General features: G+C 56.8%; 11 protein-coding genes. 5 read left to right on the top strand and 6 right to left on the bottom strand.

What is annotated here, in order from left to right; genetic code table 11:
- Nucleotides 1–1,964: flagellar filament capping protein FliD (gene fliD, locus ACF8AM_RS04055; protein ID WP_392554403.1), on the top strand; the 1,964-nt coding region annotated here is incomplete at its 5' end.
- A gap of 50 nt (nt 1,965–2,014) precedes the next feature.
- On the opposite strand, the gene ispF is transcribed toward fliD, so the two are convergent.
- Together ispF and ACF8AM_RS04065 are read right to left on the bottom strand one after the other, a co-directional pair.
- Nucleotides 2,015–2,512 carry a 2-C-methyl-D-erythritol 2,4-cyclodiphosphate synthase gene (ispF, locus tag ACF8AM_RS04060; RefSeq protein ID WP_392554404.1) on the bottom strand — a complete coding sequence of 166 codons (498 nt, stop codon included), beginning with the start codon at nt 2,510–2,512 and terminating at the stop codon, nt 2,015–2,017.
- Nucleotides 2,513–2,688: 176 nt separating this feature from the next.
- Nucleotides 2,689–2,895: a hypothetical protein gene (locus ACF8AM_RS04065; protein WP_392554405.1), complete on the bottom strand. Its 207-nt coding sequence runs from the start codon at nt 2,893–2,895 to the stop codon at nt 2,689–2,691.
- Between ACF8AM_RS04065 and ACF8AM_RS04070 the strand changes: the two genes are divergently transcribed.
- Nucleotides 2,894–4,216 (top strand): peptidylprolyl isomerase, encoded by a 1,323-nt coding sequence (locus ACF8AM_RS04070; protein WP_392554406.1) that lies wholly within the window; start codon nt 2,894–2,896, stop codon nt 4,214–4,216. The two genes, ACF8AM_RS04065 and ACF8AM_RS04070, sit on opposite strands and share 2 nt — an antisense overlap.
- A 139-nt stretch (nt 4,217–4,355) precedes the next feature.
- The gene (locus tag ACF8AM_RS04075; protein ID WP_392554407.1) at nt 4,356–5,780 is read left to right on the top strand and encodes a Gfo/Idh/MocA family protein; all 1,425 of its coding nucleotides are present in this window, start codon (nt 4,356–4,358) and stop codon (nt 5,778–5,780) included.
- A 56-nt stretch (nt 5,781–5,836) separates the two neighbouring features.
- Here ACF8AM_RS04075 and ACF8AM_RS04080 read toward each other — a convergent pair whose 3' ends face one another.
- Nucleotides 5,837–7,150, bottom strand: coding sequence for a DUF1570 domain-containing protein (locus ACF8AM_RS04080; protein ID WP_392554408.1), 1,314 nt, complete (start codon nt 7,148–7,150; stop codon nt 5,837–5,839).
- A gap of 142 nt (nt 7,151–7,292) precedes the next feature.
- Between ACF8AM_RS04080 and ACF8AM_RS04085 the strand changes: the two genes are divergently transcribed.
- Nucleotides 7,293–8,624, top strand: coding sequence for a hypothetical protein (locus ACF8AM_RS04085; RefSeq protein ID WP_392554409.1), 1,332 nt, complete (start codon nt 7,293–7,295; stop codon nt 8,622–8,624).
- 61 nt (nt 8,625–8,685) lie between these two features.
- On the opposite strand, the gene ACF8AM_RS04090 is transcribed toward ACF8AM_RS04085, so the two are convergent.
- From ACF8AM_RS04090 to ACF8AM_RS04100, 3 genes are all read right to left on the bottom strand, one after another.
- Complete coding sequence (locus ACF8AM_RS04090) at nt 8,686–9,018, bottom strand: MGMT family protein (protein ID WP_392554410.1); 333 nt, start codon at nt 9,016–9,018, stop codon at nt 8,686–8,688.
- Nucleotides 9,019–9,444: 426 nt separating this feature from the next.
- Nucleotides 9,445–10,227 (bottom strand): LON peptidase substrate-binding domain-containing protein, encoded by a 783-nt coding sequence (locus ACF8AM_RS04095; RefSeq protein ID WP_392554411.1) that lies wholly within the window; start codon nt 10,225–10,227, stop codon nt 9,445–9,447.
- A gap of 3 nt (nt 10,228–10,230) precedes the next feature.
- Nucleotides 10,231–10,977 carry a Bax inhibitor-1 family protein gene (locus ACF8AM_RS04100; protein ID WP_392554412.1) on the bottom strand — a complete coding sequence of 249 codons (747 nt, stop codon included), beginning with the start codon at nt 10,975–10,977 and terminating at the stop codon, nt 10,231–10,233.
- Nucleotides 10,978–11,331: 354 nt separating this feature from the next.
- On the opposite strand from ACF8AM_RS04100, the gene ACF8AM_RS04105 reads away from it, so the two are divergent.
- Nucleotides 11,332–11,910 (top strand): dCTP deaminase, encoded by a 579-nt coding sequence (locus tag ACF8AM_RS04105; RefSeq protein ID WP_392554413.1) that lies wholly within the window; start codon nt 11,332–11,334, stop codon nt 11,908–11,910.
- Nucleotides 11,911–12,394: the final 484 nt, after the last annotated feature.

Raw genomic sequence — 12,394 nt, forward strand, 5'->3', positions numbered from 1 at the left:
AAGTCAGCTTGTCCAAACTCAACAACGGCCTGGGCGTGGAAGGTGGTTCCATTCGACTGACCGACCGAAGCGGCACGTCGGCCGAAGTCGACTTGTCGCAAGCTCGCACCGTGGACGACGTGCTGCAAGCGATCAACGACGCCGACGTTGATATCCAAGCCACCACCTCGGGCGGCAAGATCCGCTTGCTCGATCAAACCGGACAAACGCTCAGCAATCTGAAAGTCGAACAACTGGGCTCCGCCGAAACCGCTGCCGACCTCGGGCTGCACGGCATCGATGTTGCCTCCAACACCGTTGACGGGAATGACATCCCGATGCCCGATGGACTGGACTCACTCAACGGCGCCAGCCTATCGCAGTTGGGCGGCGGCAACGGCCTGGGCACACTGACATCGTTGGATATTCAAACGGGTGACGGCAACACCGCCAGCGTCGATGTTTCCGGAGCGACCTCGCTGAATGAGATCATTGATGCGATCAACGGCAGTGGGCTGGATGTCATCGCGAAGATCAATGACGCCGGCAACGGCCTTCGACTGCGGGATGTGTCCGGGGGAGCAGGCAACTTCGACATCAGCTCCTCCGACGACACCGCTGCCAATCTCGGAATCGCCGCCTCGACCACGGATGACATCGTCGTCGGCGCCGATTTGAATTTGCAATCTGTGACGCGGGACACTCAACTTTCCGAACTCAACGCTGGGCTGGGTGTTGGCACTGGTAGCTTCACCATCCGAGACAGCAATGGCGCGACCGGCGGGATCAACCTGGCCGTTGATGAAATCGAAACGATCGGCGATTTGATTGACCAAATCAACTCACTCGAAATCGATGTGGAAGCTTCGATCAATGACTCCGGCGACGGAATCGTCATCACCGATACCGCCGGAGGTGCGTCCTCGCTCCAGATCGAAGACACGGGACTGGGAACGGTCGCTGAAAGCCTGGGCCTCGCCGGAACGGCAGATCCCGGTGAGAGCATCTCGGGAAGCGAAGCGTTGTCCATCGAGATTACCGAGGACGACACGCTCGAGTCCATCGTTGAGAAGATCAATGAATCTGATCGCTACGCTGACGCATCGATTGTGTCCAACTCGGATGGAACGTATGGGTTGCAGATCCGCAGTAAACAAGGTGGCGAAGCCGGCCGAATTGCGGTCAACCTGGATGGCGTGGACCTGAACCTACGCACCACATCACAAGCACAAGACGCGCTCATTTCAATCTCAACCGACGGGAGCGCAGAACGGTTCTTGACTTCAACCGATGGCGTTTTTGAAGACGAGATCAGCGGTCTCAACCTGACTGTCAAAGAGGTCTCCGATGAAGCGATCAGCGTCAACGTCGGTGACGACAATGACACGATCGTTTCCTCCATCAAGCGATTCGCTGATCAGTACAACAAACTGGTCGATACCATCGAAGAAGTGACCTTCTTTGATGCCGAGTCCAACGAGGTTGGGTTGCTGTTTGGCTCCACCGAAACGCTGCGAATTCAAAATGGATACTCAAGACTGCTGACGGGCACGTTGCCCTCCAGCTATGGCGACTCGTTTCGTTCCTTCAGTCAACTCGGCGTTCGGTTGGATGAAAACGGACAGATGCAGGTCGACGAAACCAAATTGAAAGCCGCGTTGGAATCGGACAAGGCCGGCGTGGAAGAGTTCTTCAACAAGACCAATGATGACGACGAGAGCATCGGAATGGTCGGGCAACTTTCAAGACTGGCAGACACCTACGCCGGAGTCGACAACGGGATGTTGATCCGCAAGACGCAGACTCTTGCCGATCACATCGAACGCAATGACGATCGCGTCGAATCGATGAACACACTGCTCGACGCCCAACGCGAGCGACTGCTCACGCAGTACTACTCGATGGAAGAAGCGATCGCGAAGATCCAAGCGAACACATCTTCGATCAGCAGCATCGAGTACATCGGGCCAGTCGGATCCGAGTGATCTGCACGCAGCCCGAATTGGCGACCTGAGCCTCATTGGCGGGCCGAGTCTCAAACGCGTTGCAGCATCACGATGACCCGTGCGGCGATCGCCTCGCTGCGTCCGACCGCATCGACACCTTCTCCGGTTTTGGCCTTCAAGCCAATCTGGTCGACACGTGTTTGCAACATCTCGGCAACCGTGTTCCGCATCGAATCAATATGCGGTGCCATCTTGGGTTTCTGAGCCAAAATCACCGCATCGAGGTTGTTGACCGTGTACCCCGCCTCCATCACTTGCCGGAACGCTTCTTGGACAAAATCGCGGCTGTCACGATCCCGGTTTTCCTCGGCGTCATCCGGAAACAATCGGCCGATGTCCGGGCCAGCGATGGCGCCCAACAAAGCATCCGTCACCGCGTGCAGCAAAACGTCTGCGTCGCTATGCCCGATCGCGTGAAATTCTCCTGGCACGTCCACCCCGCCAATCCGCAGTGGACCGCCTTTCCCCAGTCGGTGTGAGTCGTATCCCAGTCCGATTCGCAAGGCGAGCATTGGTGTGGAAGTCATGAAACGTTCGGTCGCAGGACGCAAAATCACGGGCAAGCAGGGTAAAAAACAGCCGTCTCTGGGATCAGCCACGGCGGGGCAGCGTTCAGCATCCGATCGCCAATCTGGCGGCCCGCTGCTTCCTCGCTGATTTCCCTCAACGTAATCCTTGCTGGCAAACAAACCATCCCCCAGGTTCATGCGTACGTGCCGAACAAGGAACCTTCTGAATGAATGTTTCTTGCCGGGTCCTGCCCTTTCGCGATCACGCTCGATTTGGTGTGCTTTCGCGTCCCATCGCACGTTTTCTCTTCCTCGGTCATTCGCATGCTCGCTTTCTCGAACCAATCTTCACGACGGTCACGCAGGCTTGCAACGGCTCCCATTTTGTTGTCCTTGTTCATGGCGACTGGATTGGGGGGGCCTGCTTTGCTCGGTTGGGTCGAACCAGCTTCAGCGCAGGAATCCAGTGCCGGAACAGATGAGCATGACCACGATCACTCCCACAACAACGCTTCCCAGGCACCAGAAGGCGTCGACGGCGGCCGAATCAAAGACGATCCCGAAATCCTCGAAAAGGCCATGGCGGAGATGCCCGAGGACGTTCGGAAGGAGGCCGAGGAACTCTACGCGAAGTTCCGTGCGACGCACGAAGAACTGCTCGCTTCGATGCTGGAACTTCGCACGATGCACATTCGATACAACAACGACATCGACCGCAGTCGCGAGGCCACCAAAGCATTCCGGGCTCAGCAACACAAAACCTGGGACCTGATGCAGCAGCAGATGGAAAACTCCGTCCGCGTTTTTCGGTTGCTGCCCAGCCCTGAAGCAGCCAGTTACATGGTCACGATGGTCCAGCATCACTTCGACAACGACATCTACGACGAACTCACCTACGAAGCCGCCGCCCGGTTGATTGATATCGGACAGAACTACCGCTACCTCTTTCTCTCCGCCGCCCGCGCAGGAATTTCCACCGGCAACTTTGACACCGCTCGCAAAGTCTACGAATCGCTGGAACCAGATGAACTGGAACAAGTCGATATGGCGAACCAGCACTTCATCGATGAACTGGAACGGCAATACAAAGAAGAAATGGAGCGGATGGAAAAGATCGATCGTGACTCGCTTCCACAAGTCCGCTTGACCACCACCCGCGGCGATGTCTTGATCGAACTGTATCCCGACGAAGCTCCCTCGACCGTGGCTCACTTCTTGAAACTGGTGGAGGACGGGTTCTACGATGGACTGGATTTCAATCAAGTTGTGCCCAACATGCTGGCTTTGTCAGGTGACCCCGCTGGCGATGGCCGCGGCAACAGCGGCCAATTCTTGATGGACGAGCACGGCAACGAAAACTCGCATCATGTTCTGCGAGGCTCGTTGGTGATGGCCAAGATCCCGATGGGCGAAGGCCGCTTCATCGAGAATTCCGCCAGCTCACAATTCGCGATTTTCTTCTTGCCCGTCGCGGTGGCTTCCAGCCAACAAACCGTGTTTGGGCGGGTGATCGAGGGCATGGATCGGATCAGCACTCTGCGTCGCCGAGACCCGTCGAAAAGCGACGAGAAGAAAATCCAGTTGCCACCGGACGCGATTATCACCGCCGAAGTGGTCCGCAAAGGCCCGGAATTGCCCGAACCGACCTATGTCGACGTTCAAGCCGAATTGAAAAAGGCCGAAGAAGCCGGTCTGATCAAACTGAAAAAACCGGCGGAATAGGCTCACATTTGGCCGAATTGCGTTCTGCATTCGCCGCAACGTTGGCCAGCACCATTCCGCTGGGTTAAACTGCAAACCTCAACAGAGACGTTCGAGCGTCGCTGTTCCCGCCTCGTCGAAACTCTTTCGCGACCACTTCATGCCTTCACGATCCCCCGTGCGTCCCGAATCTGCATCGCCGCAACAGCCAACTGGCGATTCGGTTTCTGGTTCGGAACGATCCGCTGTGTTGAATCAGCGCGCCAATCGACGCAAGTTCATCCAAAGTGGCGGCATCATGCTGGCCGGCGGCAGTGTGCTGGGGACCAACCTCAGCGTCGCGCAGGGGGCTCACGTCTACGGTGACGACACCCTGAAAATCGGCCTGATCGGTTGTGGCAGTCGCGGAACCAACGCGGTGATCCAGGCCATGAACACCGATGGCGCGACCCGTTTGGTCGCCATGGCGGACGCGTTTGAGAACAATTTGCAATCAGCCTACCGTGCCATCAAGAGCAAACATGGCAACAGCGGCCCGGACGGCAAACGAGTCGATGTGGACGGCGCCCGTTTCGTCGGCTTGGATGCTTGGAAGCACGTGCTGCAAAGCGACGCGGACATTGTCTTCCTCACCACGCCCCCTGGATTTCGACCGCTGCATTTCGAAAAAGCGATCGAAGCAGGCAAGCATGTCTTCATGGAGAAACCCGTCGCGACGGATGCCCCCGGCATACGCCGCGTTCTCGCGGCCAACGAGATCGCCAAACAAAAAGGTTTGGCTGTTGCGGTTGGCCTGCAGCGCCACCATGAATCACGCTACCGCGAATGTGTCCAACGACTGCAAGAAGGCGCGATCGGTGATCCAATTTTCGCCCGAGCCTACTGGAACGGTGCCGGATCCAAACTGCGGCCCAAGCGACCGAATGCCTCCGAGCTGGAATATCAACTTCGCCAGTGGCAACACTTCAATTGGATTGGTGGCGATCACATCGCCGAACAACACGTTCACAACTTGGACGTGATCAATTGGGTGCTCGGCCAACATCCGGTCTCCGCTCAAGGCCAAGGCGGTCGTGACCCACAATCCGACCAAACGCTTGGCGAAACTTTCGACCATCACATGGTCGAGTTCACCTACGCGAAAGACGTGCGTCTGCTCAGCCAATGCCGTCATGTTCGTGGGTGCTGGAACTCGGTCAGCGAACACATCCACGGCACGCAAGGTTCCTGCGACATCAGCGCCGCGATCATCCGTGACACGAACGGCAAAGTGGTTTGGCAAAGCGCGCAACAAACATCCAAGGACAAAGGCTGCCAACAAGCTCAGAACGACCTCTTCGCCTCACTTCGCAAAGGTGAAATCCCCAACGAGGCCGAATACGGAGCGACCAGCACGATGACCGCGATCATGGGGAGAATGGCAAGTTATTCCGGCAAGATCGTTCGCTGGAACGAGGCTCTGCAAAGCGACCAACTGTTGGCCAATGTCGACGCGCTGCACTCGCTCAAGGACTTTGCCCCTGTCCAGCCGCTGGCCGATGGAAACTATGCCGTCGCGATCCCCGGGCAGACCAAAGTTCTCTAAGCACATCGGCAGAAGTGCTCAAACACAACCATGTGATCTGCGAGGGCGTCTGTCCCTCATTTTGAGGGCAAATCCGCGACGAATCGTGTCAATCGATTGCTGAAGTCACGCACGTCGCTACCAATCACGCGTTCGAAATCGATCATTCGTTGACCGGATCGATACGTTTCAAACGGCGGCCGTGTCGCGGTGAAGTTCAAGATATCCGCGAAGGCCTCTGTGTCGCGTTCCGCCAAGTAGAACATCATTGACCACGCCAACGCGTACGCTGTGTGAATCGTCGTCGGATTGCGGAACAGATCATCGCTGCGGATCATTCGGTCCACCCACCTCGCGACTTCGGCGGGATCGTTCATGTCGATGGTTTCGCGAAGTTGCCGTACCGATTCCCGGTTCACCCGCTCGAATAATCGCGTGCCGCTTCGCCCTGAACTCATCGCGGCGGGCTCGAACATTTGGCCGATGCCTTCTGTCACCCAGCTCGGTGTGTCATTGACTCGGCTGTGCACACCACAGTTGAACGCCGATTGATGGGCCGCTTCGTGACGGACCGTCGCCGCGATCGAACTCAATGCTCCGCCATCATGCGTCATCACTCGGTTGCACTTGTTCGCATACAGCCCAGCGACTCGCGAAACATCGATCCCCAATTTCGCGATTTCGTCGTACATTGCACGAGCGTCTGGCAACACGACGGCCACCATCGGAAAGCGACCTTGGCGAACTTTCACACCACGACGTTCCATGTAATCGACGAACGAGCGGTGGCACTGTTCAAACATTTTGGGCCAGCGACTTCCGCGGCCTTTGGGTTGCACCACCAAGAAATTCTGTGTCGCGACCACTTCGAATTTTCGACCAAACTCGGCACGCAATTGATTGCGAAGTTCGACCGAGGTCGTCGGGCGAAACTCACCCGAGATGGAACGCATGGCCTGAGACTTTTCACTTCGGCTGATCGTGTGCAACCAACCGTCTCTGCCGATCACCAATGATTCGCTCTGCGATTCGATCAGGTGCAGACCGCTCTGCCATTTGTTTCCAATTCGAAACTCAACCAAACCCGGTCGAACCGAAGGTGCCAACGTTTTTGAGGACACCAATTGCTGAGAACGTCCTGGGGAAGCGGGCGCCACCGGATCGCCGATCGCCTCGTTGTGCAACAACCCGCTGCACAGAACGGCAGCAACCAATCCGACGCCGCGTTTCTGCCAAGGACGAGTCCCGGGGATCGGCATCCGTCGAATTCGTGTGCCAGAAGACACGACGTTCAACATTTTCGCGAGCTTGGTGAAAGTCATCGTTAAGATGGAAGTCAACGGTGAGGAGCAACAAAGGAACACAACCGAACCGTTGATGCCCCCCAACACCCACGCGATCTACTCAATCCTAGGTTAAGATTGAGGGGCCGGACGGATGGAGAATCTTTTTGAACGGAAGGTTCCTCGTACCGTCACGGTTGTAACGCCCGCTGCTTGGTTTTCAGTTCAATCCTTCTCTCGAAAGCTTGACATGCACCGTTTTCACGTCACGCACCATCGGGTTGTCCCGCTTGCGGTGACCTTGCTGGCACTCTGCATGGCGGCGATCGCTGGCGGCCCGCTCTCCGGACAAGCCCCAGCCCAAACGACGGACCTGGAACTCGAAGTTCCCATCTGGATCGCCGAGCTCGACGCCGACGAAGCACAAACGCGTCGTGCGGCGGAGCAAAAGTTGATCGATGCCGGACCAGATGCCGCTGACTATCTCCCCGCGATTCTCGATGATTTGTCGATCGAGGCACGCGAACGCCTCAACCGGGTGCGCCAAGAGTGGGCGACTCGTAAAGCGGAAACACATGTCGAAACACAACTGATCCGTCTGCAAAACGCCAAGACACTGGGTGAGGCTCTCGAGGCAATTTCGGCCGCCAGCGAAGTCGAATTTGATCTCGAAGCCGCCGGGCCAGGCATCGATCCAGGCCAATCGATTCAGGCCCCGCGTTCGCCACTGAATTTCTGGCACGCCGTCGACCATGTTCTCGACCAAGCCGATTTGGACATCAATTTCTACGGCGGCGACCGCACCACCTTGATGCTGATCCCGCGTCAGGCAAACCGTCCGTCCCGCGTGGAGTCGGCTGCGTACGTTGGCATCTACCGACTCGAACCCACTGTGGTCACGGCTCGACGTGTTCTGCGTTCACCAGAACTGAGCGGGCTGAACCTCAATCTCAGCATAGAGTGGCAACCCAACCGGACGCCCATCGGATTGTCGCTGCCAATCAGCGCAGTGAACGGAAAACTCGACTCCGGTGAAGCCTTGGTTCCTCAGACCAGCGGCGAGACCATCGACATCGCAACGAACAGCGAAATGGCTCAAAGTGAATTTTTTCTGCCGATGCAGCTTCCCAGTTTGCCCGCGGAGAAGATCGAACGTTTGTCAGGCACGCTCACCGCGATGATCCCCGGCCGGCGGGAAACATTCACCTTGGACCTCAACGATCCCGCCGCCTCCCAAACGGAAGACCAGATGACGGTCGCAATCGAATCGGTTCGCAACGCCGATCCTCTGCGGGAAATTCGGATTGGGGTCGAACTGCAATCGGCTGGACGTTCCCTCGAAAGTCACCGCCAATGGATCTTTGAAAACGAGGCCTACGTGCAATTGGAAGACGATACGCGACTGGATCACTTGGGTTATCAAGTCTTTCGCCAAACCGATTCCGGCGTTGGAATTGGTTACCTGTTCGACTTCGGTGCTGCCGGATCACCTCCCCCCGGGTCAAAGTTAATCTACGAGTCGCCCACCTCCGTCGCACAAGACGCGGTCGATTTCATCCTCAACGACATCCCAGCACCGTAGTGATCCCAGCACCGTAGTCAGCGGGTGAAAACAAACCGCGGCAGTGGCCGATGCATCCACTTCATTTCAACGAGGAAGCAAACCTTCCCAGAGGTGACTGCACGACTCGCATTCGTTTCATTGTCACGCCTTCTTCGATCAATCGTTGCTCTTGAAGCGATGGATTGACTGGCGGCAATCGCCCATCGTTGTAGACCACTCGCCACCATGGCAGCGCATCGAACGACGCACCGAGCAATTGCCCCACCGCTCGGTGACGCCGTGGGTACCCCGCTCGCGCCGCGACGTCGCCGTAGCTGACCACTTCTCCCGGCCGGAGGGCTTCGATGGCACGGACAAACGCGGATCGCATCGGGTCCGTTTGCAGGTCTCGCTCAGTCCAATCGGAGGTCATCAATCAATTCAACGTGAGTGGGTTCAGAATTCAACTCGGAATTCACTTCGCTGCCGCGAACCTGAATTTGGTTGCATGCGTCTTGACTACCGACGATCATGTCGTCACTGGGTCGCGATTCCGCATCGTGACAAAACTTCTGCACGTTCGCTTGTCTGTTCTGGTTGGCACCTGGGCAAGTGGCGTCGAACCAAATTTTCAAAGGAGGTGATCAAGTGGATTATTGCTGTATTAGCCAACGGGGTGGAAACCCTTGACGAAAGTCGGCGGGCTGACGCCAGGGTCAGCCACCCCACTCGCGATCACTTTCTAGAACGCGAGCCTAGCCCGTTTGCTGAGATGGTTACCTTGGTCTCAGCAGACGGGTTTTTCATGCGCCTACGGGAATTTTCATGCGCCCCCTGGAACCGGATCATCCAGTTCGCTTCAGTTCACACTGAACGGCGGCGGGAACTCTTTTCGGGATCCAGACGACTCTGCCAAGTCGACGTTGCCTTCCTGCACACTGACCGACTGCAAGTCCAAACCACCACGCTGGATCATTCGAATCAGCGTTTCGGCTCGTTGATCCACGTCCGACATTGCCAACAGTTTGATCTTTTCATCGGGATCAAATGGCAACGTGTAAGCGATGATGTCCGTGATCGGACCGACGCCCATCTGTCCTGCCATCAGATCATGCAAAGACTTTTGCGAGCCTTCGCTGACGGGAATGATCTTCCCGAAGGCCTCAAGCAATCGCTTCTTCAGATCGGCTCGCTTCTGGGTTCCCGCGGGCAAATAGAAGTCGTCAATCAGATCAACACGAGCCGTCCGAAAGGAGCGTCCGGTGTCCAGTTCATGCCGGACGGTCGCGCGACGAATCCCCACAATCAGAATGTTGTGACGGTCGCCTTCGAGTTCCGCGTGTGAGATGATTTTGCCCACGCAGACGGTCGGCGAAATCGGCGGCAACATGTTCAGAGGCAACTTTTGCTTGGTCGACTCATCCAACAACACGCTGCCTTGTGAATTGGTCAGCGTTGCCATCGTGATCAAATGATCCGTCGACAATGCCTCTTGCAACATGTCCACGTACCGAGGCTCGAACACATGCAATGGTTGCATCGCGTGTGGGAACAAAACCATTCCCGGAAGCGGAAACAACCGGACCAGCCCGTCGAAGTCATCCGGCAGACTGGTCACTCCTGTGATCGAATCAAAACTCATGAATCAGTCGTTGCTGGAGAAGGCAATCAGGATTCGCAAAACGTAGTAGAACAGCAACGCGACCGACGCGAACAACGCGAGCGAAGCGGCGACGTACTGACGTGTGTCATAGTGATGCAAAACGTTGGACGTGTCGTACAGAATGTAGCCGCATGCCAAGGCCACCATCGCGGCACTGAAGAACAACCCCAGTGAAAAACCGAAAAGCACGCCGCAAACGACGACGCCCATCGCCACCAAACCCGCGACAAACAAGTACGTTCCCCACGATGCCAGGTCGACCCGAGTGAGCATCACAAAACCGGTCAGACCGGCGAACGTCAGCGTGGTGATGATCCCGGCCAAGATTGGGATCTGAGGCTGGCCCATCACTCGAATCGCGATGTACATCAACGGCAGCATGATCGCAGCTTGCGCGACCACATAAAGCCCCAACCCGGCGTATTGCAGCCCGCGTGATTGCCCGCTTCTGGCCCACGAACGAGCCATCCAACTGACGGCCATGAAGGCTCCCAGCACCAACAACCAACCGTAGCCTCCCGTCATCCGCTGGACCATCATGTCCATCGTCGCGGCGGGAACCACCGTGAACAGCACGACCTCCAATGCCAAGAACGCGAAAACGGCACCGCAGAGATGCGCGTAGGTCTTTCGAATGAAAGCGATTCGATCGGTCTCGTCAGCGTACATTGCGGCGTTGCCATAAGTGACACCGTCGACGCCGGAAGAGTAAGGATTCATGTTGCTCATGGGGTCGCTCGTTTTATTGAAAAGCGGATTCAGTGGGGCGGGAGATACGCCAGTCAGAAAACCTTTGCGGCTCAAGCCGGTTCTACGGAGCAAATCGGTTGTTGCTCGGTCCGAACATTCGGCTTTCCAGAAATATACCCCAATGCGTCATCATGGGGATCAATCGCAAGCCAGAAGTGGTTAAATTGCGATGAAGCAGTCCATCCAACGAACCGCTCACAACGCCCCAGTCCTCGCATCCCCCCCGAACGCCGTCTCGGCCGTGGCTTCTTCGTGGTGATTTGCCAAGCGTCGATTTCCCGAGTGGCTCCGTCCGTTCCGCACCTCGCCACGTTCCGCCAAGGAAGACAGTCGATGATCCTTTCCGGTCAAGACATTCAACAGCGATTGGGCAACGAAATCCTGATCGATCCGTTTGATCCCGAGCGATTGTCGCCCAACAGCTACAACTTGACGCTGCACGACGAATTGCTGGTCTACGAAGAAGTCGTGCTGGATGCGGCATCTCCCAATCGCTATCGCCGAATGCCAATTCCCAAGGAAGGCCTGACGCTGCAACCCGGAACGTTGTACTTGGGACGAACCGTCGAACACACGGAAACTCAGGGGTTGGTGCCGATTATCCAAGGGCGTTCTTCACTCGGGCGTTTAGGACTTTTTATAAATCCTGGTGGCAGCCTCGGACACGCTGGCTACCGCGGGACCTGGACGCTGGAACTGCATTGCGTCCAGCCCGTTCGGATCTACCCCCACATCCAGATCTGTCAGATCACGTACTGGGAAATCAGCGGCGACAGCCCCGAGAAAGCCAGCGAGAAATACCAAAACAGCCACGACATCCAGCCATCTCTGATGCACCGCGAATTGGGGTTCGACGACCGCGACACGCAACTCGAATTGGGGTTTGATGAAGCGATTCGAAGCCTTCCATGAAGTTTGCCGCAACATCGGGCTGTCTCCCGCGACCAAATGTCGCTGCCTGAACGCATTTCGTTGGTGGATCATCCTAGCGAGCGGTTTTCGCCGCAAAATGCCGCGAAATTTCCGGTTCGAAGCGTGACGGTGAAGCTCGATGGGGCCGGCAGGCTCGCTGCAATGGCACGAGCCCCCTTCACAACCCGACGCGTCAGCGAGGGACCCATTGGCACGCTGCAATGGCATACGCCCCCTCGCTAGCGTCAGTTTTGAAGTTGTGTTCTTCTCAAAACCCGAAGCGTCAGCGAGGGAAAAACGATGTTGACGTCACCTCGCTGATGCGTCGGGTTATGAGAAAACCAATGGCACGCGCCCCCATCACAACCCGACGCGTCAGCGAGGGACCCATTGGCACGCTGCAATGGCACACGATCCCTCGCTAGCGTCAGTTTTGAAGTTGTGTTCTTCTCAAAACCCGAAGCGTCAGCGAGGGAAAAACGAT

This window comes from Rhodopirellula sp. JB055 (assembly GCF_043100905.1).
Taxonomy (GTDB): domain Bacteria; phylum Planctomycetota; class Planctomycetia; order Pirellulales; family Pirellulaceae; genus Rhodopirellula.

Bases quoted from the DNA above. Each gene is read 5' to 3' on its own strand.
- ispF (WP_392554404.1), bottom strand. From the start codon at position 2,512: ATGACTTCCACACCAATGCTCGCCTTGCGAATCGGACTGGGATACGAC.
- ACF8AM_RS04070 (WP_392554406.1), top strand. From the start codon at position 2,894: ATGGCGACTGGATTGGGGGGGCCTGCTTTGCTCGGTTGGGTCGAACCA.
- ACF8AM_RS04065 (WP_392554405.1), bottom strand. From the start codon at position 2,895: ATGAACAAGGACAACAAAATGGGAGCCGTTGCAAGCCTGCGTGACCGT.
- ACF8AM_RS04075 (WP_392554407.1), top strand. From the start codon at position 4,356: ATGCCTTCACGATCCCCCGTGCGTCCCGAATCTGCATCGCCGCAACAG.
- ACF8AM_RS04085 (WP_392554409.1), top strand. From the start codon at position 7,293: ATGCACCGTTTTCACGTCACGCACCATCGGGTTGTCCCGCTTGCGGTG.
- ACF8AM_RS04090 (WP_392554410.1), bottom strand. From the start codon at position 9,018: ATGACCTCCGATTGGACTGAGCGAGACCTGCAAACGGACCCGATGCGA.
- ACF8AM_RS04095 (WP_392554411.1), bottom strand. From the start codon at position 10,227: ATGAGTTTTGATTCGATCACAGGAGTGACCAGTCTGCCGGATGACTTC.
- ACF8AM_RS04100 (WP_392554412.1), bottom strand. From the start codon at position 10,977: ATGAGCAACATGAATCCTTACTCTTCCGGCGTCGACGGTGTCACTTAT.
- ACF8AM_RS04105 (WP_392554413.1), top strand. From the start codon at position 11,332: ATGATCCTTTCCGGTCAAGACATTCAACAGCGATTGGGCAACGAAATC.